We start from the raw sequence: 26,014 nt of genomic DNA on the forward strand, positions 1-26,014 counted from the left end.
TCGTAAGTGTCATGATTATTCGCATCTTTGTCGCATTGCTTGTTCTCAACATCACTGTGTTCGTGGTTCGCGCCGAAGCGTCTGAGCGCATGTTTAACGAGCCGAGCGAAATCATGACTACCGAAGATATTTACGAGCTTCAACAACGGATGGCCGGTGATTTTAACGACGAAGCCGATGCCTATACTGAAATCGGCTCCCGTCTGCTGAGTCTCTCTCTGGTGCGCACAGAAAACACCGGTAAGCAGTATGCGTCTTCTCCCGCTCGGGCCGATCACGGCATTGCGCTGTTGAATGAAGGTGCCTGCCTGAATCTGAAGTGGAATTTTTGATCTCTGCCGTCTGCAAATAACCTCCGGATTTTACGTTCTTCTGCGATTCTCTACCGGCTCACCCTGAGCATTAGCTACTCTTTCTCGTTGTTTGCCTGAATCTCCAGGACATCGCTTATTAACGCTCGGATCCATGATCTGGTGCATTGTCTGCGTGCATCTGTCATGTGATGATTCGCTGATGGATACATGCTGATTGATCAATGGGGATGCGTATATGGCGGTGGACAGCAGACAGCGTTTGAATGATCCGGAGCATTGCGTGGATGAAGTGATACGCCGGGTTGGCAAGAATATCATGTTGGGCTTGCCCCTCGGGCTTGGAAAACCAATACGTTTCCTGAACGCGCTGTATCAGAGAGCCAAGGACGACCCGGAGATAAATCTGCACATATTTACAGCCTTGTCACTGCTGGCTCCCGCCGGGAGCTCGTCTCTGGAAAAGCGCTTCATGGGGCCGTTTGCGGAGCGCCTTTACGGCAAGATTCCGGATCTGCAGTATGCCCGTGATGTCAGTAATAACTGTTTACCTCCAAATGTTCAGGTTTCGGAATTTTTCTTCAAGGCCGGCAGTTACCTCAATAACCGCAACCAGCAGCGCCACTATATATCCACGAATTACACCCATGCTGCTCGTGACCTTATGGATCATGGCGTCAATGTGGTCGCCCAAATGGTATCGCCTGGTGAGCTGCATAATGCGCCGGGCATGGTTAGCTTTAGCTGCAACCCGGATCTGAGTATCGATCTGCTGCCCATGTTACGGGAGCGAGAAGCTGCAGGTAATCCGGTGGCCATTGTGGGAGAAATTAATCGTCAACTCCCCTGGTTCGGTCGCGATGCCGCTGTTGCCGAAGATCAGTTTGATATGATGTTTGAGCACCAGGCATCGGAATACCCGTTATTTTCTGCACCCCTGATGGCCATCAGCCCGGAAGATCACCTGATTGGTTTCTATGCCAGCGCGTTGCTCAAGGATGGCGGTACCCTACAGTTGGGCATCGGCTCTCTCGGGGCGGCCTTGGTGCATAGCGCTATTCTTCGTCACAAGAACAACGATGCCTGGTGGGCTGCTTTCGATTACCTGAGGGTAGCCGAAAACTTTCCTCTGGTGGCAAAGGAGGGTGGAACCGGGATCTTCGAGAAAGGCCTTTATGGCTGCAGCGAGATGATGGTAGATGGCTTTATGTACCTTATGGAGGCGGGGGTTATCCGGCGCGAGGTGCATGATCACGCCGACCTGCAAATACTCATAAATAATGGCGAAATTGATGAGCAGGTTTCGCTTGCCACTCTGGATGTGCTGCGCAGGGAGGGGCTTATTGATTCACCCATGCGGGCCCGTGATGTCGCCTGGCTGGCGCGGTACGGAGTTCTCCGTGAAGGGGTCGAGCTCAAGGGCGGTCGACTGCGGATTGGTGAGAATTCACTGAGCGCCAACCTGGATGACCCCGGGGCTAGGGAGGCGATTGGCGCCCTGGCGCTCGGGCAGAGGCTTACCGGTGGGGTTGCGATACACGGCGGGTTCTATGTTGGCCCTCAGCAGTTCTACCAGTCACTGCGCGAGCTTTCAGATGAAGACCGTGATCGTATCTGTATGACCAGTGTCAATTTTATTAATCACCTTTACGATCACCGCTTCGGTAATCAACGACTTAAAGCGGCCCAGCGGATACATAGCCGGTTTATCAATACGGCCATGATGTACACTCTGAGTGGCGCAGCGGTTTCCGACGGGCTGGAAGATGGCCGGGTGATCAGCGGCGTTGGTGGTCAGTACAATTTCGTTTCCATGGCTCATGAACTGCCGGATGCCCGGTCCATTATCGCCCTGCGCAGTACTCGTAACGCCCGTGGCGAGGTGGTGTCGAATATTGTGTTCAATTATGGTCATTGCACGATTCCACGCCACCTGCGGGATGTCGTGATCACCGAATATGGTATTGCCGATCTGCGCGGCCAGTCAGATGAGCAGGTTTATCTGCGCTTGATCCGTATTGCAGATTCCCGCTTTCAGCAGGATCTACTCAGCCGGGCTCAGAAAGTCGGCAAGGTGGATGCAGCGTTCCGGTTACCTGCAAGCTGGCGGAACAACACGCCAGATGCCATTGCAAAGTTGTTTTCAGAGGTTGGGGGCAAAGACTGGTTCCCTGCGTTCCCCTTCGGTCGGGACTTTACGGACCAGGAGCTGAAGCTGGGCAAAGCCCTCAAGAAACTGAAGTCTGAAACCGCTACCCGCCGTGGTAAACTGTTGACCCTCCTGCACGCCATTCGCGCCAAAGATGAACAGGGTCGTTATGCAGAATTGCTGCAACGAATGAGCCTGCATCAGCCTTCAGGGCTGCGTGAAAAACTGGATCGCGGTCTTGTGATCCATGGCCTGCAGCTGACAGAAAATCCATCGGATACAGGAAACTCGAAAGCCTGATGCAAGCTTCTCAAGAAAAACCGGACGTTTTTACTGTTCATTATGTGCTGAAGAACAAGATCGGAGAGTTGGTTGATACCTCCGAGGGCAGTGAGCCGCTGCACTTTCTTTACGGTAGCCCGGATATCATCAAAGGTATCCAGGAGGCAGTGAAAGATCGTAATGCCGGGGACTGCCTGGAGGTGACCGTTCCACCCGCTATGGCCTATGGCGAACACAGGGAAGATCTGGTTCGGAAAATTCCCCGGTCGATGTTTGAAGGTGTCGAAAACCTGCAGGTAGGCATGAAATTCCAAACCAACACTGGCGATAACGCACAGATTGTTCAGGTTATGGGCATTGACGGCAATCTCATCCGGGTGGATGCCAACCACCCGTTGGCCGGTTTCACGCTGTATTTTGACCTGGAAGTCATTGAGCGCCGTGAAGCAACCGACGAAGAAATCGCCCAGGGTCGACCACTTTCGTAACTGAGCCGGCTTGGCCATGGCGGCGTTGGGCCCGGTTCAGTATTTGTCACTGCGTGTAACCGCAGGACGGTTCCATGTATATTTCTGAATAGCATGTATAATTGCTGTTACATCAGGTTGTCTGTATCGTCAGGTGCAGGCAACAAACTGAACCCGGAAAAATAAAATCAGAGATGGACCGCGTGGAACAGACAAACGAAAGTTGGCGAATTCTTATTGTCGAAGATGATGAGCGGCTGGCCGAGCTGACCCGGGAATACCTCGAAAGCAACGGCTTGGCTGTATCAATCGAAACGCATGGCGGCCATGCCGTCGAGCGCATCCGCAACGAGCAGCCAGACCTTATCGTGCTGGATTTGATGCTGCCCGGTGAAGATGGTCTTTCTATCTGCCGCCGTGTGCGACCGTTTTACTCCGGCCCTATCATTATGCTGACTGCGCGTACTGATGATCTGGACCAGGTGCTTGGTCTGGAAATGGGCGCGGACGACTACATTGGTAAGCCTGTGAAGCCCCGTGTGCTTCTTGCCCGTATCCGTGCCTTGCTGCGCCGTGTCACGGAAAATGCGCAAAACAGTGCGGATGAAGCAAGCGGCGAAGAGCCTTCGCGCCTGCAGTTCAATGACCTGGTGGTGGATCGCTCCATGCGTGAGGCCTGGCTTAGTGATGTGAGCATCGACCTGACCAGCGCCGAGTTCGATCTGCTTTGGCTGCTGGCCAGCAATGCCGGTCGAGTGCTGAGCCGTGAAGAGATTTTCACTGCTTTGCGGGGCATCGAATACGATGGCCAGGACAGGTCCATTGATGTTCGGGTTTCCCGGATTCGTCCGAAGATCGGCGACGATCCTATTCATCCCCGCAGGATCAAGACGGTTCGAAGTAAAGGTTATCTGTTTGTAAAAGAAGCCTGACAATTCAGTTTTTAACGCCGGCCCGGGTTTTCCGGTCGGCGTATTCCTGCCAGGGTTCGTTGACATGCCCCTGAAGTTTTTCCTCAAGCTCTATGCTCGCCTGGCCGGCCTTACTGCGCTGGTGATACTGCTCTGTGTTGTCCTGTTTGTTGGTATTAACTCCGTACGCTCACAGTTCTGGCATGAACGCTTCTCTGAGCCGTTGATGCGTTTGCTGGCTTCGTCACCTGCACCGGAACAACAGTACCACTGGCTGATTTCCCAGTACGATTTCAGGGCTACAGGCCCCGGCGAACTCATGCTCTCGGAGGTTATCCGTGAACGCTTGGGTTATGACCAGGTGGTGGCGGTTGAAACCAGTTTGGGATATCGGTTTCTGATCACCGGCTTTCATGGTGAGGCTTTGCAGTTCAGGGCATCTGAACCCTACAGGGATATCGCTGTGGCATCTGCACAGATTTTGCGTGTGCATCTGGATGCGGCCGGTCCGGAGGAGCGGGAAGAAGCGGTTGAGCGGTTGTCAGCGGGCCTGAATGTGACCGTTCTCAGGGTTCAGGGCCCTGATTCCTTGCCGGGTGACGAGGTTCTGGAGCGGGTTTACAGCCGCAGTTTCGCCTTTTATCACGAAAACGGGGCGGGGCGGGTACTCGTGCAGTTGGCAGACGGCGAGCTGATTCAGGTTATCCTGCCGGCGCCCTTCAATCCTTGGGCATGGCCGGTTGTTTTGCTGTTGCTGGTGGTGTCAGGAAGCGTTCTGGCTCTGTCTCTGATTCTTGTGCTCCGTAGGTTGGACAGCAATTTGCGCAAAGTGGAATCCGTTGCTGTGCGAATTGCCAGGGGGGAGATGGGTGCGCGTGTAGAGGCGGGCGAGGGCACTATTGTGTCGCGGTTGGCTGCGGCGTTCAACGGCATGGCGGAGCACATACAGCGCCTTGTAAACGTTCAGCGCGAAATGATTCATGCGGTCTCCCACGAGTTGAGAACACCGGTTGCCCGCATCCGCTTTGGCGTGCAGATGATTGAGGATTGCCAGGGCCAGGAAGCCCTACAGAAGCAGTTGGATGGTATTGACGGCGATATTCAGGAACTCGATGAACTGATTGATGAAATCCTGACCTATGCCCGCCTCGAGCAGGGTGGGCCAGTGTTTTCGCTCGAAGAGGCTTCCGTTACGGACATCGTGAATCAGGTTGTGGAGGAGCAGCAGCGCGTCCGTCCGGCTCTGAGCATAACAGGCGAAATCGATGAAGAGACAGAGCGCCTGGCTACGGCCGACGTTGAGCCGCGCTACATCCACCGTGCTATCCAGAACCTTGTGGGGAACGCCGGGCGCTACGCAACGGGCAAAGTGCTTGTTCGTTGCCATATTGATGAAGATCATTGCCGGGTTGATGTGGAAGACGATGGCCCGGGTATTCCGGAAGATGAGTGGGAAAAGGTGTTTACGGCGTTCGCCCGGCTTGATGACAGTCGCACCCGCACCTCCGGTGGGTATGGGCTTGGTCTCTCTATCGTACGCCGCATTTTGTACTGGCATAACGGGCAGGCGTTCGTAAGCAAGAGCGACAGCCTTGGAGGTGCGCGTTTCAGCCTGGTCTGGCCGCGTAAAAAACCGCTGGAGCCGGGCTTTTGAGGAAAGTGTGAAGCGAGCGGGAGGAGAGTGTGAGCCAGTTCTCAGGCTCTCACCTGATGTAACAAAGCCGCAACACAAGCACTACTGAAATTCGAGCCGCCGGTGCCGATAATTAAAAGCGTAAGGGATAACTTTTGAAGTTGTGGTTCTTACGAATTTTCCTTGTTTCATTCGTCATTTGAGGGTCGGTTTTCCGGCCCTTTTTTTTCTTTCTTTTTCTTGAGTCCTGCGATTTCCCCGCCTGTTTTTCTCCTGAACCCATGCCAGTGTTCTTGTTTTCTGATCCCTTCTGGTCAGCTGTGGCGTTCAAAAGCTATGAGATGGTCGGCTTCTACTCGTACTGGAACGGTTTCGCCCAGGTTGAAGTCCAGATGACTGCGGAAAAGCGCTTCAAACTCGGTATCTTCAGAACAGCGGAAGCGATAGAGCGTAGAGGTGCCTGCAAAGGTCTTCTCCACGACTTTCGGGCGCAGGTCTGAATCCGAATCGTAAACAATATCATCAGGGCGGATGAGCACGTCTACCAGGGTGCCGGGTGGCCATTTATAGGCGCGGTTGCCGTGAATAATGCCCAGCTCGGATTCTATGGTGTCCGGCCCCATAGCCTTGCCCGGAACAAACCCGCCTTGCCCTACAAAGCTCGCAACGAAACGGTTCACAGGTTCGTGGTAAAGGTTATAAGGCACATCCCATTGCTGAATTTTGCCGCCCTGGAGTACCGCCACTTGATCACACATGGCAAAGGCTTCCTGTTGATCGTGAGTTACCAGAATGGCGCTGATGCCAAGTGTTTTGAGAATCTCACGCACGTCCAGACTCAGCCTGCGGCGCAGGTCAGTGTCCAGATTGGAGAAGGGCTCGTCGAGCAGAATCAACGTTGGCTCCGGGGCGAGGGCTCGCGCCAGTGCAACCCTCTGTTGTTGGCCGCCTGAAAGTTCGTGGGGATAGTTCTCCGCCAGATCCTGAAGGTGAACGACGTGAAGCAGTTCCATGACTCTGAATCGCTTCTCGGCTTTGTCCAGCCCACGTAGTCCAAAGCCTACGTTATCGGCAATGCTCAGGTGCGGAAACAGGGCATAGTCCTGAAAAACCATACCGATGCGGCGCTTCTCAGGCGCCAGTGTGCGGCCTGGGAGGCTGATCTGCCGGGACTGCAAGCATATTTCGCCTCCGGTTAACGGAAGAAATCCTGCCAGGGCTCTCAAAATGGTGCTTTTTCCGCAACCGCTGGGCCCGAGCAGGCAGCCGATATCACCATGGCTGAGTGCGAAGCTGACATCTTTTACGACTTCATCTCCGCCATAGCCACAGGTGAGGTTATTTACTTCGAGCAACCAGTTGTGAGAGGTGGTTTTGGGCGTGCTCATAAATCTTAGTCCAGGCGGTTCAGTATCAGAAATTCCAGCAGAGCTTTCTGGGCGTGGAGCCGGTTTTCGGCCTCGTCCCAGATTACGGAGCCTGGGTGGTCTATCATGTCTGCAGAGATTTCCTCGCCACGGTGGGCAGGCAGGCAGTGCATGAGCAGTGCGTCTGCTGCTGCTATATCCATCAGCGCCGAGTTGATCTGGTAGTTGCTGAAGGCTTTTTCGCGGGCTTTCTGTTCGTCTTCCTGGCCCATGGAGGCCCACACATCAGTGACCAGCAGGTCGGCGTTGCGCGCAGCTTCAGCGGGCTCGCGCATAAGGGTCACGTGTGCGCTGTGAGCTTTTACGAGTTCAAGGTCTGGTTCGTAACCTTGAGGCGTTGCAATGTTCAGGTGGAAATCGAACTGTGTGGCGGCATTAATATAGGAGTGGCACATGTTGTTTCCATCACCTATCCAGGCCACGGTTGCGCCCCGGATACTGCCGCGATGCTCGCGATACGTCTGCATGTCGGCCAGCAACTGACAGGGGTGGAAGTCATCTGTGAGAGCGTTGATAACCGGTGCCCGCGAAGCCCGTGCAAACTTTTCGACGGTTTCGTGGGCGAATGTGCGAATCATTACCGCATCGACCATGCTGGAGATAACAATGGCTGAGTCTTCTATAGGCTCACCGCGGCCAAGTTGCGTATCCCGTGGAGACAGAAACATGGCGGAGCCGCCCAGTTGGGCCATGCCGGCTTCGAAAGAAACCCGGGTGCGCGTTGAGGACTTTTCGAAGATCATCGCCAGCACGCGATTTTTCAGTGAATCCCTGACCTTGCCCTGGCGCCATTCCTTCCGGAGCTTGGATCCATGATCAACCAGATTCTCCAGCTCGGTCGTGGTCATGTCATTCAATGTCAGAAAATGCCTTGCTGCCATGTGATGGCCCTTACCTTGGTGAAGCCCTGGATGAGTATAAGTACTGGTGAAAAAACGGGGGCATCAAGTCTATCCGTTCACGCCAATGATGACAACGCTGCGGGCTGAGGGCTTGCCCTGCGTCAAATAGTAGTGTTTGTTGAGAAGCTCGCCCGCCGTGTACAATAGTGTCTACTAAAAGCAGGTCAACAGCGCAAAACGCGCACCAGGCTGTTCCGTTTCAATCAGAGGTGAATGTTCATGGACATTAACGAAACCATTAAAACCCAACTCGCAGACAATCCGGTTATCCTTTACATGAAAGGATCGCCCCAGGCCCCGCAGTGTGGCTTTTCAGCCAAGACGTCTCAGGCTTTGATGGCATGTGGTGAGCGTTTCGCATTTGTAAATATTCTCGATAACCAGGAGCTGCGTGAAGGCCTGAAGGTTTATTCGAGCTGGCCGACGTATCCTCAGCTTTACGTCAACAGTGAGCTGGTGGGTGGGTGCGACATCATTATGGAGATGTCCGAGAATGGTGAATTGGCCAAACTGGTTAAAGCGGCTACCAAGCAAGCCGAGGCCTGATTCCTCTTTTCCTGCCGGGTCCTTGCTGGGTCAGAGCCGCGACGGAGAGAACACCAGTTTAGCTTCGAAGCGGTTCTTGCCGCTCTGTTCGGGCGGTGGTTGCGGATAAGGGCTGGCGGACAATGCGGGTGCCCCGGAAGGGCTTTTCGCAGAGATGAGTTCCAGGTTCAGTTGCTGCTGGTGCCTGGCCGGAGGGTCTGGCAGGGCGGAAGGAACGCCGGACAGCAACAGCGTATGAATCAGGAATGCGCTTGATAAGGCGAGGGCGATCCGATACTTCGCCGGAAGGCTGTTATAGCTGCCGTGCTCCAGCATTGATCTCAGGTTGCTCCATTATTACCGGATGATCAGCTGCGCTGAGTCCCTGGCCCGCAGGTCGGCTGCGGGCCAGGGCAGATCAGGCAGTTTTGCTGCGCAAGGAACCGACTACGGCATCCAGTGCCCGATCAATAAATGCCCCTTGCTCGAGCAGTGTCATTCTCCCGCGCCGCATTTCGTGGGCGAGCTCAACCCGGTTTTTTTCAATGACTTTCAGACCCATACGGTTCACAAATACAAAGCAGTCTGCTTCTTCGATGATTGCTGAAAGCTTGCACCGGAAGCTTGCACCGTTCACCAGGCGGAACTCAACCCAGTTGCCTATCTCGATACCGTCAATCTGAGCCATGAACTCTGCAATAGCAGCATCCTCAGGTTGAAGCTCCGCTTTGCTTCTGGCGTCCTCATCCTGCTCGTCTTCAGTCGCCGGTGGCGGCTCAGAAAATTCCATACTGGAGCTTGCACGGAAGGCTTCTGCAAGTTCGTGTTTGAGCTGGCTCATGGTGTCATCAAGCCTTGCGGCATTGTATGAAACCTCTTCCAGCCCCGCACGCAAAGACTTGAGCAGGCCGGGAACGACGCGAACCCACTGGTCTCGTTCGGTATCTTCCTGATGCGGATGTAGGCACCAGATCAGATCATCAACAACTTTCACGCTTTCCTGCCAGCGATGCTCTACATCGTCCCGAAGGTAGGCGAGAAACATGACCCGGCTCCAGCCATTGATGAGGATGTTGTAGGTGGATTCCGGAAGCCGATAACGAGCTACGCGCTCTTTGATTACGCGATCGACCAGCTCTTGGGCTTTCTGGGACTTGATGCGTCCGCGCTCGGATTCTCGGGTACGCTGTTCCACCAGGGATGCTTTGCGATTTTCCCTGGCAAGAAATTCTTCAAACTCATCGTTCAGTGCTTCGAATAACGCGATATCACCGTCGAACTCACTGAGTATTCTCTGCACAATGCCGTGAATTTTCTCGTACAGCTTGTCTCTGGTTTTTTCGTCACTGTTACTCCAGCCGATGCCTGCACGGGCAAGAGCATTAAGCAGCTTCCTTGCCGGGTGCGTGGTCTTGCTGAAAAAACTCTTGTCTTTAATAACAACTTTCAGGATGGGTATTTGCAGTCGGCTGATCAGAACCTGAACCGGTGCAGACAAGTTGTAGTCATCAAGGATAAATTCAAAGAGCATGGAAACAAGGTTGATCAGATCCTCGTCCATTTCCTTGAGTGCAGGCTTTTTGCCATCTCTGGTGTTGGCTTGTGCAAGAATCTGTTGAACCGCCTCACGAAGATCAATGATAATCGGTTCACCTGCGCTGAGGTTGTGTTCGGCGCCGGCCTGAGTGCTGAAAGGCAATGATGCCAGCAAACTGACCAGCTCATTGCCTCCAATAACCCGAAAACCTGGATCGTGTTGGCGCGAAGGCACGCCAGCATTGGCGCGCTGGCGCGCTAGCAGTTGATGAATTTGCTCAAATACGGCGTTGCTGCTCGCGCCGCCGTCTTGCCGGTTTTCATGGGATCCAACGGAGCTTTTCGGGCTCCCGGCAGCGGATTGACCCTCAGCAGCACTGTGTTGCTGGCCACTTTTTCCGTGGTAGCGGAAATTGGGGATGACGCCCGCCTGAATGAGAATTCTGTTTGCTTCGTCCAGTAGCATACCCAGATTGGATACAACGTACCGGTCGAACTGCTTGAGCAGGATTAATCGTTCGCGGATCTGTATTTCCAGCGCCTGAATGGCTTCCGTGAAAGCGCTGCAAAGATGCTCGGGTGCCATGGGATTTACTGGCGATTCCTCTGTAGCGCCTTCATAGACCTGGCTGAAGCGGGTCTGGAGCTGCAAAAGAGGCCCCTGGAAATGGGCTTTGGCTTTAGTGATCATGGCGTTCAGAGCAACTTGCTCTTCCAGATCATCATCGCCGACGAGTGCGAGGTTATCGGCATTTGCCTGCCGGCTCAGAGTCTCTTCCTGAACCGGGCCGGTGTGGGGAGGATTGGCAAAGAATTGTGCAACTGTACTCTGAAAGTGACGCTCTACGCCTTTCCGCTTGATGCGGATTTCGCGCATGGCCTCAAAATAGCGGTTCTGCTCATTATTACTGCGGGCATTATTGGCCAGTTCGAAAAGCGAGTCATCAACAGCATCGAATGCTCCCTGCAGCAAATCTCCGAGCCCGGCAACAACTGTGTCGCGGATGCGGGTGACCTCCACAGGAACCGGCTGGCTGCTTCCCTCTTCCCTGTGCCCACGGAGGTAATGTATGCCGGACTGCTTATTCATCGCCGACTCCTGTTTACGGCTCAACCGGGTACATGACCGAGCTAGACTGTCTGTTTTTTGGTTATAGACTAAATTTACCGCATTTTCTGCTTGGTTAACACGAATAAAAACCAACCTGTGCGTTAAATTGAAAAATAAAGGGTGTTCCACCTGAACACCCTTTATTTTTGCGCCGTCGTGAAGGCCGAACTCCTACCCTCAGGTTACATATACCGGGCCGATACCCATGCTCCAGATCACTACGCTTATTGCCAGGAGGGCGACAAACATAACCAGCCCCACAGTGAGCACCGCTGTAGCAAACATGAACCCGCGATCCTCAGGAATCTTCATCAGGATGGGCAGACCTTCGTAAAGCAGGTAGACCGCGTAAGCAACGGCGACTAGCCCCGCCAGCATAACGACCCAGATACTGGGGTAAACCGCGATAACTCCGATCAGAAACATGGGTGTGGCGGTATATGCGGCCATTGTAACGCCCCGTGGCGTTTGATCCGCCACACCGTAAGTTGCCGCAAAGAAATCAATGAACTTGCCGAGAATGAATATGCCGGCCAGCATGGCAGCATAAAACAGCACGGACAGGCTCAGTGCGCTGCTGATTGACAGGCGTGTCACCTGACCGTCACCGATTTGCCAGCCCACCTGACTGGTTCCGAAGAAACCTGCCAAGGCAGGTATCAGAGCGAGAAGCAACACGTGCCCTGTATAAAGACGGGCAACAGACTCGGAATCTTTTCGGATGGCTTCCCACTGCTGGTCAGGATTAGTCAGAAGGCCAAAGGTATGCGACAGACTCATGGACAAACTCCTAGCAGTTATTATTGTTTCGCACTCCCCTTCAGTGTTAGCGGTGGATTGATATGCGTCAAGGAGTCAGTTACATTTTGATCTTTCTAAAACAAGCTCCGCTATAACTGGAAGCTCTATCGGGAAGAGCAGAGAAAATATGTCAGTTTATGGAAAGCGCCCGTTTTTTACGCTTTTTCGGGTGCACAATCGCCGCCTTTACGACGTTATCCTTGATCTGCAGCACCTCGACCCGATGCCCGTTTACCTTCAGGCAAACGTTGGTGTCCGGAATGTTCTCGAGGGTTTCAGTGATCAGGCCGTTAAGCGTTTTAGGGCCGTCGGTGGGTAGCTTCCAGCCCAGGGTTTTGTTGATGGTGCGCACGGCGGCCGTACCATCAATAATAAAGGTGCCGTCTCCCTGTGGAATAATATCGGGGCTGGTTGCCGCGTAGTCTGTTGTGAACTCGCCAACAATTTCTTCCAGAATGTCTTCCAGAGTTGCGAGCCCAAGCACATCGCCATATTCGTCGACAACAACACCAAAACGGCGTTTACCTTTCTGAAAATTGATGAGCTGCGTATTCAGGGGGGTGCTTTCGGGAACAAAGTAGGGCTCCTGGCAAAGCTGCAGGACCATGGCCTTGTTGATGTCCTCTTGCTGTAACAGCTTTGTTGCGCTGCGCAGATGCAGGATGCCCTGAATATCGTTGATATCTCCCTTGAACACCGGAAGCCGTGTGTGCTGACTGTTTCTCAGTTGCCGCAAGATGGTGTCGATGTCGTCGTCCAGATCGATTCCGGAGACTTCGTTGCGAGGCACCATGATGTCGTTAACGGTCACATTTTCCAGGTCGAGAATGCTGACAAGCATATCCTTGTGCTTTGCCGGGATCAGGGCGCCCGCCTCATTTACCAGGGTTCTGAGCTCCTCCCTGCTGAGGTGATCGCTGGCAGCATCATCCGGGGAAATTCTCAGAATCCTGAGGATGATTCCTGTAAACAGGTTTACAGACCACACAATCGGATAAAGAATCTTCAGTAACGGCCCGAGAATGTAACTTGCAGGGAAGGCGATTTTTTCCGGGAAAAGTGCAGCCAGGGTTTTAGGCGTGACTTCGGCAAAAATCAGAATGACTATCGTTAGCAGCAGTGTCGCAATCGCAATGCCTGCGTCACCCCATATGCGAATGGCAATAACGGTAGCGATGGATGACGCCAGGATATTGACGAAGTTGTTGCCGATCAGAATGATACCGATAAGCTGATCGGTACGTTGCAGCAACCCCTGCGCCCGTTTGGCGCCTTTGTGGCCGGTTTTCGCCATGTGCTTCAGGCGATACCGGTTGAGTGACATCATCCCGGTTTCAGAGCTGGAGAAAAATGCCGACAGCATGATTAGCCCGACAAGAATAATCGACAGCGCAGTAAGCGATGTACCGTCCAAACCAGTGGTGTCCTTATATTGCTGACAAGTAGCGAAAGTAGGTTGTGATTGTGCATGGTGTCAAGAGGTTGTGGGTGGGATATCAGCCGCCCCTCTGGAATACCAGCTCAAGGGCGAATTTGCTGCCGTAAAAGGCCACCATCAGGAGCGCGCAGCCGGCCAGTGTCCAGCGGCTTGCCGTCATGCCGCGCCAGCCTTTCGTATAACGCCCGACGAGCAAAGCAACGAAAACGAGCAGCGAGAGCAGGGAGAACACTGTTTTATGGGCCAGGTTCTGGGCAAACAGGTTTTCTATAAAGAGTGCGCCCGTCACAATGGCCAGAATGAGCATGACCACGCCAGCCCAGACCATTTCAAAAAGCAGGGATTCCATGGTTTGCAGCGGCGGCAGATTGCGTAACAGGGTGCTGTTATAGTTTTGTTTCAGTTGCCGGTTTTGGAAGTACAGCAGAGTTGCCTGTATAGCCGCCAGAGAAAACAGGCTGTAGGCTGTCACTGATAATGCGATATGAGAAAGTACACCGTAGCTTTCATCAGAGACCAGGCGCGATGGCGTATGGGTGATCAGTGCCATGATGATGGTGAACGCTGCCAGCGGGTAAACGCCCAGAAAAAGGCTTTGAACCGGCTTTCTGAGGTTTAGCCCTAGCAGAAGAAAAACGATCAGCCAGGAAATGAGAACTGAGCTTTTGAAGAAGCCCAGGTCTACGCCGCCATCGTGATGAATGGTTTGGGTAATCAGGAGCCCGTGAGCCGTAAGCGCCAGCATGCCGATAAGGGTGGTGATCGCAATATTACTGTGCACTTGACCACGAAAGTGAAGTGCTTGCAGAGCGGTGCCGACGCTGTACAGAAAAAGAGAGGTGACCGCGAGAATCAGCGTTCCCATGACTTCCTTATTAACCACTGTGCTGGCTGGGAATCGGCAGGCATGGCTGCCGATTTGACCGGATTGGTCGTTTCAGGACGATAGTCTGGTTATAATGTCGCGATTATGCAACAGGAATCAAGGAGCCGAAGCTGGCTCTTTGGTTTGGGCACTCAATTTATCCGGGGTACGGAAGAGCAACATGTTTGAGAACCTCCAAGACCGACTTTCCGGCAGCCTGCGCAAGATTTCCGGCCAGGCGCGGCTCACCGATGACAATATTAAGGACACTCTCCGCGAAGTGCGTATGGCACTGCTGGAGGCGGACGTCGCCCTGCCGGTAGTGAAGGACTTTGTTGAAGGTGTCCGTCAGCGCGCTATCGGTCAGGAAGTGCAGCGCAGCCTTACCCCAGGCCAGGTCTTCGTAAAGGTTGTTCAGCAGGAGCTTGAGCGGGTAATGGGCGAGGGCAATGAAACCCTCAATCTCGCCGTTCAGCCACCGGCAGTGATCATGATGGCCGGCCTTCAGGGCGCGGGTAAAACAACCACGGTTGCAAAATTGTCGCGTTTCTTGAAAGAGCGACAGAAAAAGACCGTCCTGGTGGTGAGTGCCGACATATACCGGCCAGCAGCGATCAAGCAGCTGGAAACTCTGGCGGCGGAGGTTGGTGTTGAGTTTTTCCCCAGTTCGGCTGATCAGGACCCGGTAGCCATTGCTGAAGGAGCGGTTGCGGTGGCTCGCAAGAAACACATCGACGTGGTAATTCTCGATACCGCGGGGCGCTTGCACGTTGATGAGCAGATGATGGGCGAGATCGGCCGTCTGCATAAAGCAGTAAACCCGGTTGAGACCCTCTTTGTAGTTGATGCCATGACAGGTCAGGACGCTGCAAATACTGCCAAGGCATTTAACGATGCTTTGCCGCTGACCGGTGTGGTGCTGACCAAGACCGATGGCGATGCCCGTGGGGGCGCAGCGCTCTCTGTGCGGCATATCACGGGTAAGCCCATCAAGTTTCTCGGGGTTGGCGAGAAAATAGATGCTCTGGAGCCGTTTCACCCGGACCGGGTTGCGTCCCGTATTCTTGGCATGGGCGATGTGCTCTCTCTTATTGAGGAGGCGGAGCGCAAGCTGGATCAGAAAAAGGCCGAGAAGCTCACCAAAAAGATCAAGAAAGGCAAAAGCTTTGATCTGGAGGATTTCCGCGATCAGCTACAGCAGATGAAGAATATGGGTGGTATCGGCGGCTTGCTGGACAAGTTGCCAGGTATGAGGCAAATGGCCCAGGTTGCGCAGCAGCAGGTCAATGATAAGTCCATGGGGCAGCTCGAAGCGATCATCTGTTCGATGACCGCGAAAGAGCGTCGCCATCCGGATGTCATCAATAATTCCCGCAAGCGTCGCATTGCCACGGGCTCCGGAACACAGATACAAGATGTGAACCGTCTGCTCAAGCAGCACAAGCAAATGCAGAAAATGATGAAGAAGTTTGGCAAAAAGGGCGGAATGGCGAATATGATGCGTGGCCTCGGTGGTATGATGCCACCGGGCGGTGGTGGCGGTGGAATGCCGCCGTTCGGTCGTATGTGAAAAGCCTTATAAGGAAAACCTTGAAACAGTCTGTTTCCCTGTTTTCTTTGGCGCATTTTTAGCATAGAATAGCGCCCCTTTCGAGTATGGGTCTCCGCGTCAGCCACCATTGTGGCCTGCGTGAAACGTACAAAGTTCGTATAACAGAACAGGATATTGGTTAAATGGTAACAATCCGTTTGGCTCGTGGCGGTTCCAAGAAGCGCCCGTTCTATCATCTGACAGTCACTGACAGCCGTAATGCACGTGACGGCGCCTTCATTGAGCGCGTTGGCTTTTTCAACCCGATCGCCCGCGGTCAGGAAGAGCGTCTTCGTGTTGATCGCGACCGTGTAAATTTCTGGATTGGTCAAGGTGCACAAACCAGCGATCGCGTTGCGCAATTGCTCAAGGCTGCCGTGTAAGTTTTACTGACCACCGGGGTTGTTGTATGACGCAGAATTCGCAGGAAACTGTGATCGGTCGGATTACCTCGGTATTTGGGGTTAAAGGGTGGCTTAAGGTTTTTTCTTTCACCGACCCCAAAGAAGGGATACTTGACTACACCGACTGGGTTCTTGATCTCGACGGTAAACGTATCCCTGCAAAGCTTGAGGAAGGTCGCCGCCAAGGGCAGGCGATCGTTGTCAGGCTCAAAGGTATTGGTGATCGCGAGCTGGCCCGGACGTATTGTGGAGCCGAAATCAAGGTCCCGACTACCGAATTGCCGGTACTCCCTGAAGGGGAGTATTACTGGCACCAGCTGGAAAAGCTTGATGTATTTACCGTTGACGGTGAATGCTTTGGTTGTGTGGATCATCTGATCGAAACCGGCTCCAATGATGTTCTGGTTGTGCACGCGACAGCGGGTTCCATTGATCAGCGCGAGCGTCTGATTCCCTATCTTCCCGGTGAGGTTGTTCGGGAGGTGGATCTGGCAGGGCGCAAAATGATCGTAGACTGGGATCCGGAGTTCTGACGGGTGTGGATTGGTGCAGTCAGTCTGTTTCCGGAGATGTTTCAGGCGGTAACGGATTACGGGATAACGAGCAGGGCAGTGCGCGACGGTCTTCTGACCTTCGATAGCTGGAATCCCCGCGAGTTTACTCACGATCGTCATCGTACTGTTGATGATCGGCCTTACGGTGGTGGCCCCGGTATGCTGATGAAAATTCAGCCTCTCAGGGATGCCATTCACGCAGCGAAGAACGCTGCGCCCGGAAAAGCCTGCGTGGTTTATCTGTCGCCTCAGGGTGAGACGCTGAACCAGGCTGTTGTTGAGTCGCTTGCTGCAGAAGAGCATTTGATTCTGGTAGCTGGGCGGTACGAAGGTGTTGATGAGCGCCTGATAGCAGCGGAAGTTGACCGGGAAATTTCGCTGGGAGACTTTGTGCTTTCCGGTGGCGAGTTGGCGGCTATGGCTGTCATCGATGCGGTCACACGCCTCATCCCCGGAGCGCTAGGTCATGCGCAGTCGGCAGAACAGGATTCTTTTGCTGACGGGTTGCTGGATTGTCCGCACTACACCCGGCCCGAAGTATACGAAGGCCAGGCGGTGCCGGATATTTTGTTGGGCGGTCACCATGGTCAGATCCGGCGTTGGCGGCTTAAACAGTCGCTGAGGCGAACCCGGGAGCGACGCCCCGACCTGCTGGAAAAGCGGGTGCTTACGGATGAAGAGCGTGAGCTGCTGGGTGAGATTTTAAACGAACCGTGTGCCTCTGAATCATCAGGGCATTAAAAGATTGGGTATCAGGAGCATTACGATGAGCGGCAAGAACAACATCATCAATCAACTTGAAACAGAACAGATGACCAAGGAAATCCCCGCGTTTGCGCCTGGTGATACCGTGGTTATCCAGGTTCGCGTAACTGAAGGCAACCGTGAGCGTCTACAGGCGTTCGAAGGCGTTGTTATCGGCAAGCGTAACCGTGGCATGAACTCCTCTTTCACCGTACGGAAAATTTCCTACGGCGTAGGCGTTGAGCGTACGTTCCAGACCTTCTCCAAGCTGATCGACAGCGTTACGGTGAAGCGTCGCGGTGACGTGCGTCAGGCCAAGCTTTACTACCTGCGTGAGCTTTCTGGTAAGGCGGCACGTATCAAGGAAAAGTTGGGCTGATCAGTTATTTGCTGAACAACCTTGCAGTGAAAAAGGCAGCCTCAGGGCTGCCTTTTTCGTTTCTGACGGGCCAGAATGCAGTGCTGAGGGTATGGGGTGTCAGAGGGCAAGAGTGTGAGACCAGAGGATGAAGCAGTAATTGTCCGGTTTGTTGATGCGGTCTGGCTTGAGGACGGTCTGGGTGAGAACACCCGACAGGCGTATCGGAGCGATTTACAACGCCTGGCAGCCTGGCTGGAAAATCAGCCCGGGCAGCCGTTGTTAACTGATGCGCGGCGAACCGATATGCTGGCCTGGATGGCCAGCGGGCTCGCAGAGGGTATCATGACGTCTACGGCGGCTCGTCGCCTCTCAGGCGTCCGTCGCTTTTACCGATTTCTTCTTCGGGAGCGGCTGATTGCTGAAGACCCCACGTTGCGTATAGACAGCCCTCGACTTCCCCGCCGGTTGCCAGATTCGCTGACCGAAGAGGAAGTGGATGCACTGCTTGCGGAACCGGATCCCGGGTTGCCGATTGAGCAGAGGGACAAGGCCATGCTTGAGATTCTCTATGGTTGTGGCTTGCGGGTGTCTGAGCTCACCAGTTTGCGTGTCGATCAGGTGAATCTGCGCCAGGGTGTTATACGCGTAACCGGTAAAGGTGATAAAGAACGCCTGATTCCGCTAGGGGAGGAGGCAGTAGACTGGCTGCTCCGGTATATGAAGGAAGGCCGCCCCGAGCTGCTCAAGGGGCGCGCCTGTGATGCGCTGTTTCCGGGTAACCGGGCGGCGGCCATGACGCGACAGACGTTCTGGCATCGGATTCGTCATTACGCCGTGCGTACCGGTATCCGCAAACATTTGTCACCTCATACGCTCCGGCATGCCTTTGCAACTCATCTGCTTAATCACGGTGCAGACCTGCGTGTGGTCCAGATGCTGCTGGGTCACTCGGATCTTTCGACAACCCAGATATACACCCATGTGGCGCGACAACGTTTGCAATCGTTGCATCAGTCCCATCATCCCCGTGGTTGAGTCTACGATTATTAGGTAAGGTAGCGCTTTGAACTTTTGTGGCGAGCAGGTGTCGCACGTAAACCCAATAATACTCGACTGAAAAGGTGTGTTTGCCAGAATGAATGTAAAACGGTTTTTTATGATAGCAGTTATGGCAGCTGGTGTTCTGGGCTCTCCCTTTAGCACTGCTGGTGATGTTGAAGACAGCATCAGCGAGCGTCTTTCCAGTGCCGTGCCCGGGTTGAAAATATCGTCAATAAAGGAATCCGAGGCGAAGGGGCTTTACGAGGTTCGGAGTAATAACGGAGACACTATCTACACGACATCCGATGGTCAGTACCTGCTAACCGGCGATTTATTGAAGGTTACCAGCGAGGGCATTGCTAATGTGACAGAAGAGGGCAGGGCCGGTGAGCGGCGCAAAACCATGGAGAGCTACGGTGAAGACGGTCTTATCACCTTCAAGGCCAGCAACGAAAAAGCAGTTGTTGATGTGTTCACCGATATTGACTGCCCGTACTGCCGCAAGCTCCATGATGAGGTGTCACAGCTCAATGATTACGGTATTACCGTGAATTACTATGCCTACCCGCGGTCCGGCCCGGGCACCCCATCGTTTACAAAGTACATCTCTGTCTGGTGTGCTGAAGATCAGCAATCTGCGATGAGTGCAGCCAAATCCGGTAAAGCCATTGAAGCAGCGACCTGTGATAACCCTGTTCTGGAGCAATTCGAGCTAGGTCGCCGTATAGGTGTAACCGGCACTCCGGCAATCGTGTTGGAAGACGGCAACGTGGTGCGGGGCTATCTGCCTGCAAGGGATCTGGCCAAAGGCCTGGGGCTGCTCTGAGTAAGCCTTGAGCAGGGTCGCATTCCGGTCGATTAATGTTATGTGACAAGCTTTTGGTTCAGGGCTTATTCAGCGGGCCCTGAACCGGTATACTATGCGGCCTTTCAGTGCTGCAACATCATAATGCTGCACTATTACAATACATCAGCACCCCTTCGGGATCAGAGGTGAGAGCTTGAAAGACGTCAGTGTCGGAATCTGCGGACTGGGAACCGTTGGCGGCGGTACATTCAATGTATTGACTCGCAACGCCGCTCTTATTGCGGGCCGTGCGGGCTGTAATATCCGGATTGCCCGGGTTGCCAGCCGGCGCAATCGCGACGATCTGGATTTTGGCGATGTGCCTTTCAGCACCGAAATTTTCGACGTGGTGAACGATCCTGCGGTTGACGTTGTGGTAGAGCTGATCGGCGGCTACGAAACCGCGCGTGAACTCGTGCTCGCTGCCATTCGCAACGGCAAACATGTTGTTACCGCCAATAAGGCGCTCATCGCCGTTCACGGCAATGAAATATTTGCCGCAGCGGAAAACGCGGGCGTTGTGGTTGCTTATGAGGCCGGTGTGGCCGGTGGCATTCCTGTCATGAAAGCCATTCGCGAAGGCCTGGCGGCTAACCGTATCGATTGGATTGCCGGCATTATCAATGGCACGGGCAATTACATTCTGACCGAAATGCGCGCAGGCCGGGCTTTTGCTGAAGTTCTTAAAGAGGCTCAGGATCTCGGTTACGCAGAAGCAGACCCCACCTTTGATGTTGAGGGTATTGATGCTGCCCACAAACTGACCATTCTTGCTTCGGCCGGCTTTGGCGTTCCTCTGCAGTTTGAAAAAGCCTTTACCGAAGGGATTTCATCAATCACACCGTACGATATCGCCCATGCTGAGCAACTTGGCTACCGCATCAAGCATCTGGGCATCGCCCGTCGTCGGGATGAAGGTATTGAGCTTCGCGTACACCCGACCCTGGTTCCTCAAAGTCACCTGATTGCTCAGGTTGATGGAGTCCTGAACGCCGTTCTTGTGGATGGTGATGCGGTTGGCCAGACCATGTATTACGGGCCAGGTGCCGGCGATGAGGCAACAGCGTCGGCTGTGATTGCCGACATTGTGGACGTTGCCCGCATTGTTGCGAGCGGAAGTACGCTGCGAGTACCTCATCTCGGGTTTGCTCCGGATGCCCTGGAAAATCTCGACGTTCTCTCCATGGAAGACATCCAGTCTGCTTATTATTTGCGCATAACGGCTCTGGATCGCCCTGGCGTTCTGGCCAAAATAGCCTCGATTCTGAGTGAGCACGGCATCAACATTGAGTCGATCATGCAGAAAGAATCCGAGGTGAAGGACGGCCGTATTCCCGTCATTATCCTGACTCATACCGTGCAGGAACGACAGATTAACCGGGCTATTGAAGAGCTGGAATCCCTCTCTGATACCGATGGCCCGGTTGTCCGCATCCGCGCCGAAAATTTTAACTGAGAAACCCTAACTGGCAGGTACGCACGTGAGATACATCAGTACGCGGGGAGAAGCACCCGCACTGGGATTTGAAGACGTTCTGCTCACAGGTCTGGCCCCCGATGGCGGCCTTTATGTACCAGAGGCACTCCCACACTTCAGTCTGGAGGAGATTCGCGGCTGGCGCGGGCTTCCCTACACAGAGCTGGCGTTCAATATCATGTACCCGTTTGTGGAGGAGGCCATCCCCGAGGCTGAATTCCGGCAGATGCTTGATGACACTTATGGTGTGTTTGCGCACAAGGCTGTCGCACCGCTGGTTCAGCTTGATACCAACGAATGGGTGATGGAACTGTTCCGTGGGCCAACCCTGGCATTCAAGGATTTCGCGCTTCAGTTACTGGGCCGGCTACTGGATTACGTGCTCGGAAAGCGCAAAGAGCATGCGGTCATAATGGGTGCAACCTCCGGGGATACCGGCTCTGCAGCCATTGAAGGCTGTCGTCGCTGCGAGCACGTAGACATTTTTATTCTGCACCCTTACGAGCGCGTCTCGGAAGTGCAGCGCCGCCAGATGACCACGGTTCAGGGTGATAACATCCACAATATTGCCATTAAGGGCAATTTTGATGACTGTCAGCGTATGGTCAAAGAGAGTTTCGGCGACCAGTCGTTCCTGGGTGGCAAGGCCAAACTGGCTGCTGTTAACTCGATCAACTGGGCCCGGATCATGGCTCAGATCGTTTATTACTTCCATGCGTCTCTGGCTCTCGGTGGTCCGGATCGCAGCATGGCGTTCTCGGTGCCTACCGGTAATTTCGGGGACATCTTTGCCGGCTATCTGGCGAAGAAAATGGGCTTGCCGATATCGCAACTGGTTATCGCGACAAACAGAAACGATATTCTTCATCGTTTCATGAGTGGCAACAAATACGAGCAGCATACGCTTGAGCACACGCTGTCGCCGAGCATGGATATCATGGTATCCAGCAACTTTGAGCGTTTACTGTTTGATCTTCATGGTCGCGACGGGCTGGCGGTTAAAGAATTGCTGGAGAACGCGGCTAAAGGCCCGGTAAGTATTGAAGATTACCGTTGGAAGCGTGCTCGGAAACTTTTCGACAGCGCTGCGGTTGATGACAAGACGACGTGTGACACCATCCGTGAAGTCTACGAGCAGAACGAATACCTGCTGGACCCGCACACGGCCATCGGTGTGCACGCTGCCCGGGCCTGTCGCCGTGATGCTCAAGTGCCGATGATCACCCTTGGAACGGCCCACCCGGCCAAGTTCCCTGGCGCCATCGTTGAGTCCGGTCTGACTGTAAAACCAGAACTTCCGGCTCATATGGCAGATCTGTTTGAGCGCGAAGAGCGTTATACCGTGCTTGATAATGACCGGGCGGGTGTGCAGGCGTTTATAGCAAAGCACTGGAAGAATGCCTGACCCGGTATGACACCAAAAAAGATCCTGCGTCGCCCTCGCCCGGACAACACTCCGGGCTGGGGGCTAGACCTGTCTCCCTTGCTCCGCCGCCTGTATGCTGCTCGCGGTGTAACCTCCGATGACCAGTTAACCTATACCCTCAGGCACCTTGCTTCACCCTTTGAGTTGCGCGGCATCGACCGTGCGGTTGAACTGTTGGCAGACGCCATTGCCCAGAACCAGCGGGTACTTGTACTCGGAGATTTTGATGCTGACGGTGCGACCAGCACCGCTGTCGCAATGCTCGGGCTTTCCATGCTCGGGTTGCAGAGCATTGATTTCCGGGTGCCCAGCCGTTTTGCGGATGGCTACGGGCTGACCCCCGGAATCATTGATCGCCTGCAAGAGGAAAGTGAGCTACCGGATCTTCTGGTGACGGTGGATAACGGAATCTCTGCCATTGAGGGTGTAAGCGCCGCGAAGAAACTGGGTATCAAGGTGTTGGTTACGGATCATCACCTTGCTGGCGAAACGCTGCCAGATGCCGATGCCATCGTGAACCCCAATCAACCCGGTTGCGCTTTTCTGAGCAAAAACGCCGCAGGCGTGGGTGTCATGTTCTACATACTCACGGCCTTGCGCAAGAAACTCCGGGAGGCTGGTCGCTTGCCGCAGCCGGAGCCCAATCTGGGCAACCTGCTGGATCTGGTTGCTTTGGGCACGGTCGCTGATGTTGTGCCACTGGATCATAACAACCGGATCTTCGTTGAGCAGGGCCTGCGCCGAATTCGTCAGGGCGAAGCCCGCCCCGGAATTCTCGCTTTGCTCGAGGTGGCTGGCCGGGAACACGCCAATATCAGCTCAACCGATCTCGGGTTTGTGGTTGGCCCACGCCTAAATGCCGCTGGCCGACTGGACGATATGAGCGTTGGTATTGCCTGCTTGCTGGCAGACAGCCCAGATGAAGCCCGGCGCCTTGCCCGTGAACTGGATACCTTCAATCGGGAAAGGCGCACCATCGAAAAGGACATGAAGACTCAGGCGCAGGACTTGCTCGCCTCCATGTCTCTGGATCTGGAAGGGCTGCCCTGGGGGCTGGCGCTGTTTGATCAGGATTGGCATCAGGGTGTGATCGGTATTCTTGCGGCCCGTATTCGCGAGCAGACCCACAGGCCGACGATCGCCTTTGCGCCGGACGAGAATGGTGTGGACATAAAAGGTTCTGCCCGTTCAATTCCGGGGCTGCATATCCGCGATGTGCTGGCGGTTGTGGATTCCCGTCATCCTGGTGTTATGCATAAATATGGCGGTCACGCTATGGCGGCAGGTATGACCCTGGCTCGAAGTGATTTTGATACCTTTACCGAGGCGTTTGATAGGGCTGTGAGGGATACCCTCACTGCCGCAGACCTTGAAGCTGCGATTACGACCGACGGGGCATTGAGTTCTGATGAGCTGTCGCTGGAGACCGCCGCTTTGCTGAAGCGCGCCGGCCCTTGGGGGCAGCATTTCCCGGAGCCTTTGTTTGATGGTGAGTTTCGGGTGATCAGCCAGCGTATTGTTGGCGAAAATCATTTGAAGCTGGTTTTACAGCCAATGGATGGCAGCGGGATCATTGATGCTATTGCGTTCAATACCGGGCCGGAAGTTCCCGATTACACGCGCACGGGTGTTCGGGTGGTTTACAAGCCCGACGCCAATACCTTCCGAGGCCGGACGAACCTTCAGCTGTTGGTGGATTATCTGGAGCCACTTTCCTAGCTGGGCTGGCTTTTGAGGCTGGCCAGGAGGCGGGTGCTCTTTTCTTCTGGAAAAAGCAACTCGCTGCGCTCAGACATCTTTTTCCGGCAGAAAAGAGCACCCGCCCCCTGACCGATTGGAAAGCACGGGTAGATCAACAGCGGAGAACTCCGTTTGTTAACATGCGGCTTGCTCCCAATATCGGGCGCTGGTCAGGAACGGCCTGCCGGGAGTGTCGAAAACATGGATGTTTTCGTCAAGCGTACATGGACGTATTCACAGCGTCTCCCGGCAGGCCGTTCCTGATCAGCGCTTGTGCCAAACCAGCGGACAACGGCTGATTTGCCGTCAGAATTCGGGTAGAATTCCGCCACGGTTTTTCTCACCATTTTCCAATACGAGTAAGGTTTTCATGGAAATTAATCCCATTGTGACGAAGATTAAAGAGCTTCGTGAGCGTACTGAAGCGCTCAGGGGGTATCTTTGACTATGATCAGCGTAGTGAACGGCTAGTTGAAGTAGAGCGTGAGATGGAAATGCCCACAGTTTGGGATGACCCTGAACGTGCTCAGGCGCTGGGCAAGGAGCGCTCTGATCTTGATCTGATTGTCAGTACCATTGATAACCTCACAACCGGTCTTTCCGATGCAGAAAGTCTGCTGGAAATGGCTGTGGAGGAAGATGACGCAGACACAGTGACCGAAATTGAGTCGGACCTTGAAACTCTTGATGCAGAGCTCGAAAAACTCGAGTTCCGTCGTATGTTTTCCGGTGAGATGGACGCCAATAGCGCCTACCTGGAAATCCAGGCCGGTTCGGGCGGTACTGAGGCTCAGGACTGGGCCAATATGCTTCTGCGCATGTACCTGCGCTGGGCTGAGAGCCGTGGTTTCAAGACAGAGATTGTGGAATTGCAGGAAGGTGATGTGGCTGGTGTGAAGAGTGCCACCATTCATATTCAGGGCGAGTACGCGTTCGGTTGGGCGCGCACCGAAACCGGTGTTCACCGCCTGGTTCGCAAGTCGCCTTTCGATTCTGGTAACCGTCGCCATACCTCCTTTTCTTCAGTGTTTGTGTCGCCGGAAGTGGATGACAGTTTCGAGATTGAGATCAACCCGGCAGACCTGCGAGTGGATGTTTACCGTGCCTCTGGCGCCGGTGGTCAGCACGTTAACCGGACAGAATCTGCGGTGCGTCTGACTCACAACCCGACGGGTGTTGTTGTGGCCTGTCAGGCCGGTCGAAGCCAGCATCAGAACAAAGATCAGGCCATGAAGCAGCTTAAGGCCAAGCTTTATGAGCGTGAGATGCAGGAGCGCAACGCCGAGAAGCAGAAAGCCGAAGACGCAAAATCCGATATTGGATGGGGCAGCCAGATTCGTTCCTATGTGCTGGATGATGGCCGCATCAAGGATTTGCGTACCAAGGTTGAAACCAGCAACACCCAGGCGGTGTTGGATGGTGATATTGACAAGTTTATCGAAGCCAGCCTGAAGATGGCGCTGTAATCAGC

The 26,014-nt window shown here is 54.1% G+C and carries 24 protein-coding genes; 17 read left to right on the forward strand and 7 right to left on the reverse strand.

Annotated elements, in window-relative coordinates; all coding sequences use genetic code 11:
- The first annotated feature begins 11 nt into the window (after positions 1-11).
- From ACN0V1_RS15345 to ACN0V1_RS15365, 5 genes are all read left to right on the forward strand, one after another.
- Positions 12-332, forward strand: coding sequence for a hypothetical protein (locus ACN0V1_RS15345; RefSeq protein WP_417545825.1), 321 nt, complete (start codon positions 12-14; stop codon positions 330-332).
- Between the two features lie 217 nt (positions 333-549).
- A complete protein-coding gene (locus ACN0V1_RS15350; protein ID WP_417545826.1) occupies positions 550-2,760 on the forward strand; it encodes an acetyl-CoA hydrolase/transferase C-terminal domain-containing protein in 2,211 nt (736 codons plus the stop codon).
- Positions 2,760-3,230: an FKBP-type peptidyl-prolyl cis-trans isomerase gene (locus ACN0V1_RS15355; RefSeq protein WP_417545827.1), complete on the forward strand. Its 471-nt coding sequence runs from the start codon at positions 2,760-2,762 to the stop codon at positions 3,228-3,230. The genes ACN0V1_RS15350 and ACN0V1_RS15355 overlap by 1 nt, the downstream gene beginning before the upstream one ends.
- Before the next feature lie 173 nt (positions 3,231-3,403).
- Positions 3,404-4,141, forward strand: coding sequence for a response regulator (locus ACN0V1_RS15360; protein WP_417545828.1), 738 nt, complete (start codon positions 3,404-3,406; stop codon positions 4,139-4,141).
- Positions 4,142-4,205: 64 nt separating this feature from the next.
- On the forward strand, positions 4,206-5,774 hold the full coding sequence (locus ACN0V1_RS15365; protein WP_417545829.1) for an ATP-binding protein: 1,569 nt from the start codon (positions 4,206-4,208) through the stop codon (positions 5,772-5,774).
- 293 nt (positions 5,775-6,067) lie between these two features.
- On the opposite strand, the gene ACN0V1_RS15370 is transcribed toward ACN0V1_RS15365, so the two are convergent.
- The gene (locus ACN0V1_RS15370; RefSeq protein ID WP_417545830.1) at positions 6,068-7,141 is read right to left on the reverse strand and encodes an ABC transporter ATP-binding protein; all 1,074 of its coding nucleotides are present in this window, start codon (positions 7,139-7,141) and stop codon (positions 6,068-6,070) included.
- A 5-nt stretch (positions 7,142-7,146) separates the two neighbouring features.
- Entirely contained in the window at positions 7,147-8,061 is a 915-nt protein-coding gene (gene argF / locus ACN0V1_RS15375; RefSeq protein ID WP_417545831.1) for an ornithine carbamoyltransferase, read from the reverse strand.
- A 240-nt stretch (positions 8,062-8,301) separates the two neighbouring features.
- Here argF and grxD point away from each other — a divergent pair, with 240 nt between their 5' ends.
- Positions 8,302-8,628 carry a Grx4 family monothiol glutaredoxin gene (gene grxD, locus ACN0V1_RS15380; RefSeq protein WP_417545832.1) on the forward strand — a complete coding sequence of 109 codons (327 nt, stop codon included), beginning with the start codon at positions 8,302-8,304 and terminating at the stop codon, positions 8,626-8,628.
- A gap of 30 nt (positions 8,629-8,658) precedes the next feature.
- Here grxD and ACN0V1_RS15385 read toward each other — a convergent pair whose 3' ends face one another.
- The 5 genes from ACN0V1_RS15385 to ACN0V1_RS15405 all read right to left on the reverse strand — a co-directional run bounded on the left by ACN0V1_RS15385 (position 8,659) and on the right by ACN0V1_RS15405 (position 14,358).
- Complete coding sequence (locus ACN0V1_RS15385; RefSeq protein WP_417545833.1) at positions 8,659-8,943, reverse strand: hypothetical protein; 285 nt, start codon at positions 8,941-8,943, stop codon at positions 8,659-8,661.
- A gap of 82 nt (positions 8,944-9,025) precedes the next feature.
- On the reverse strand, positions 9,026-11,233 hold the full coding sequence (locus ACN0V1_RS15390; protein WP_417545834.1) for a DUF1631 domain-containing protein: 2,208 nt from the start codon (positions 11,231-11,233) through the stop codon (positions 9,026-9,028).
- 198 nt (positions 11,234-11,431) lie between these two features.
- The gene (locus ACN0V1_RS15395; protein WP_417545835.1) at positions 11,432-12,034 is read right to left on the reverse strand and encodes a Yip1 family protein; all 603 of its coding nucleotides are present in this window, start codon (positions 12,032-12,034) and stop codon (positions 11,432-11,434) included.
- A 151-nt stretch (positions 12,035-12,185) separates the two neighbouring features.
- Positions 12,186-13,469, reverse strand: coding sequence for an HlyC/CorC family transporter (locus ACN0V1_RS15400; protein WP_417545836.1), 1,284 nt, complete (start codon positions 13,467-13,469; stop codon positions 12,186-12,188).
- Positions 13,470-13,551: 82 nt separating this feature from the next.
- Positions 13,552-14,358, reverse strand: a complete 807-nt coding sequence (locus ACN0V1_RS15405) for a cytochrome C assembly family protein (RefSeq protein WP_417545837.1) — start codon at positions 14,356-14,358, stop codon at positions 13,552-13,554.
- Between the two features lie 181 nt (positions 14,359-14,539).
- Here ACN0V1_RS15405 and ffh point away from each other — a divergent pair, with 181 nt between their 5' ends.
- The 11 genes from ffh to prfB all read left to right on the forward strand — a co-directional run bounded on the left by ffh (position 14,540) and on the right by prfB (position 26,009).
- Positions 14,540-15,928 carry a signal recognition particle protein gene (ffh, locus tag ACN0V1_RS15410; protein WP_417545838.1) on the forward strand — a complete coding sequence of 463 codons (1,389 nt, stop codon included), beginning with the start codon at positions 14,540-14,542 and terminating at the stop codon, positions 15,926-15,928.
- A 164-nt stretch (positions 15,929-16,092) separates the two neighbouring features.
- Positions 16,093-16,332 carry a 30S ribosomal protein S16 gene (gene rpsP, locus ACN0V1_RS15415; protein WP_417545839.1) on the forward strand — a complete coding sequence of 80 codons (240 nt, stop codon included), beginning with the start codon at positions 16,093-16,095 and terminating at the stop codon, positions 16,330-16,332.
- 26 nt (positions 16,333-16,358) lie between these two features.
- Entirely contained in the window at positions 16,359-16,886 is a 528-nt protein-coding gene (gene rimM, locus ACN0V1_RS15420) for a ribosome maturation factor RimM (RefSeq protein ID WP_417545840.1), read from the forward strand.
- Between the two features lie 3 nt (positions 16,887-16,889).
- Positions 16,890-17,648, forward strand: a complete 759-nt coding sequence (gene trmD / locus ACN0V1_RS15425) for a tRNA (guanosine(37)-N1)-methyltransferase TrmD (RefSeq protein ID WP_417545841.1) — start codon at positions 16,890-16,892, stop codon at positions 17,646-17,648.
- 25 nt (positions 17,649-17,673) lie between these two features.
- Positions 17,674-18,030: a 50S ribosomal protein L19 gene (rplS, locus tag ACN0V1_RS15430; RefSeq protein WP_417545842.1), complete on the forward strand. Its 357-nt coding sequence runs from the start codon at positions 17,674-17,676 to the stop codon at positions 18,028-18,030.
- Between the two features lie 114 nt (positions 18,031-18,144).
- Entirely contained in the window at positions 18,145-19,047 is a 903-nt protein-coding gene (gene xerD / locus ACN0V1_RS15435) for a site-specific tyrosine recombinase XerD (protein ID WP_417545843.1), read from the forward strand.
- Positions 19,048-19,180: 133 nt separating this feature from the next.
- On the forward strand, positions 19,181-19,879 hold the full coding sequence (locus tag ACN0V1_RS15440; RefSeq protein ID WP_291946466.1) for a DsbC family protein: 699 nt from the start codon (positions 19,181-19,183) through the stop codon (positions 19,877-19,879).
- A 175-nt stretch (positions 19,880-20,054) separates the two neighbouring features.
- Positions 20,055-21,356 (forward strand): homoserine dehydrogenase, encoded by a 1,302-nt coding sequence (locus ACN0V1_RS15445; protein WP_417545844.1) that lies wholly within the window; start codon positions 20,055-20,057, stop codon positions 21,354-21,356.
- Positions 21,357-21,381: 25 nt separating this feature from the next.
- On the forward strand, positions 21,382-22,782 hold the full coding sequence (thrC, locus tag ACN0V1_RS15450; protein ID WP_417545845.1) for a threonine synthase: 1,401 nt from the start codon (positions 21,382-21,384) through the stop codon (positions 22,780-22,782).
- Positions 22,783-22,788: 6 nt separating this feature from the next.
- On the forward strand, positions 22,789-24,522 hold the full coding sequence (gene recJ / locus ACN0V1_RS15455; RefSeq protein WP_417545846.1) for a single-stranded-DNA-specific exonuclease RecJ: 1,734 nt from the start codon (positions 22,789-22,791) through the stop codon (positions 24,520-24,522).
- A 391-nt stretch (positions 24,523-24,913) separates the two neighbouring features.
- A protein-coding gene (prfB, locus tag ACN0V1_RS15460) for a peptide chain release factor 2 (protein ID WP_417545847.1) occupies positions 24,914-26,009 on the forward strand; the annotation gives its coding sequence in 2 pieces (ribosomal slippage) (positions 24,914-24,985 and positions 24,987-26,009; 1,095 coding nt in all).
- Positions 26,010-26,014 lie beyond the last annotated feature (5 nt).

It is taken from the genome of Marinobacter sp., assembly GCF_048266785.1.
Lineage (GTDB): Bacteria > Pseudomonadota > Gammaproteobacteria > Pseudomonadales > Oleiphilaceae > Marinobacter.

Excerpts from the sequence above, each read along its gene's own strand:
- ACN0V1_RS15385 (WP_417545833.1), bottom strand. The coding sequence starts at position 8,943 with ATGCTGGAGCACGGCAGCTATAACAGCCTTCCGGCGAAGTATCGGATC.
- ACN0V1_RS15370 (WP_417545830.1), bottom strand. The coding sequence starts at position 7,141 with ATGAGCACGCCCAAAACCACCTCTCACAACTGGTTGCTCGAAGTAAAT.
- ACN0V1_RS15365 (WP_417545829.1), top strand. The coding sequence starts at position 4,206 with ATGCCCCTGAAGTTTTTCCTCAAGCTCTATGCTCGCCTGGCCGGCCTT.
- argF (WP_417545831.1), bottom strand. The coding sequence starts at position 8,061 with ATGGCAGCAAGGCATTTTCTGACATTGAATGACATGACCACGACCGAG.
- rplS (WP_417545842.1), top strand. The coding sequence starts at position 17,674 with ATGAGCGGCAAGAACAACATCATCAATCAACTTGAAACAGAACAGATG.
- ACN0V1_RS15440 (WP_291946466.1), top strand. The coding sequence starts at position 19,181 with ATGGCAGCTGGTGTTCTGGGCTCTCCCTTTAGCACTGCTGGTGATGTT.
- ACN0V1_RS15390 (WP_417545834.1), bottom strand. The coding sequence starts at position 11,233 with ATGAATAAGCAGTCCGGCATACATTACCTCCGTGGGCACAGGGAAGAG.
- ACN0V1_RS15360 (WP_417545828.1), top strand. The coding sequence starts at position 3,404 with ATGGACCGCGTGGAACAGACAAACGAAAGTTGGCGAATTCTTATTGTC.
- recJ (WP_417545846.1), top strand. The coding sequence starts at position 22,789 with ATGACACCAAAAAAGATCCTGCGTCGCCCTCGCCCGGACAACACTCCG.
- ACN0V1_RS15395 (WP_417545835.1), bottom strand. The coding sequence starts at position 12,034 with ATGAGTCTGTCGCATACCTTTGGCCTTCTGACTAATCCTGACCAGCAG.
- ACN0V1_RS15350 (WP_417545826.1), top strand. The coding sequence starts at position 550 with ATGGCGGTGGACAGCAGACAGCGTTTGAATGATCCGGAGCATTGCGTG.
- ACN0V1_RS15355 (WP_417545827.1), top strand. The coding sequence starts at position 2,760 with ATGCAAGCTTCTCAAGAAAAACCGGACGTTTTTACTGTTCATTATGTG.
- rpsP (WP_417545839.1), top strand. The coding sequence starts at position 16,093 with ATGGTAACAATCCGTTTGGCTCGTGGCGGTTCCAAGAAGCGCCCGTTC.
- grxD (WP_417545832.1), top strand. The coding sequence starts at position 8,302 with ATGGACATTAACGAAACCATTAAAACCCAACTCGCAGACAATCCGGTT.
- ACN0V1_RS15405 (WP_417545837.1), bottom strand. The coding sequence starts at position 14,358 with ATGGGAACGCTGATTCTCGCGGTCACCTCTCTTTTTCTGTACAGCGTC.
- ffh (WP_417545838.1), top strand. The coding sequence starts at position 14,540 with ATGTTTGAGAACCTCCAAGACCGACTTTCCGGCAGCCTGCGCAAGATT.
- ACN0V1_RS15345 (WP_417545825.1), top strand. The coding sequence starts at position 12 with ATGATTATTCGCATCTTTGTCGCATTGCTTGTTCTCAACATCACTGTG.
- rimM (WP_417545840.1), top strand. The coding sequence starts at position 16,359 with ATGACGCAGAATTCGCAGGAAACTGTGATCGGTCGGATTACCTCGGTA.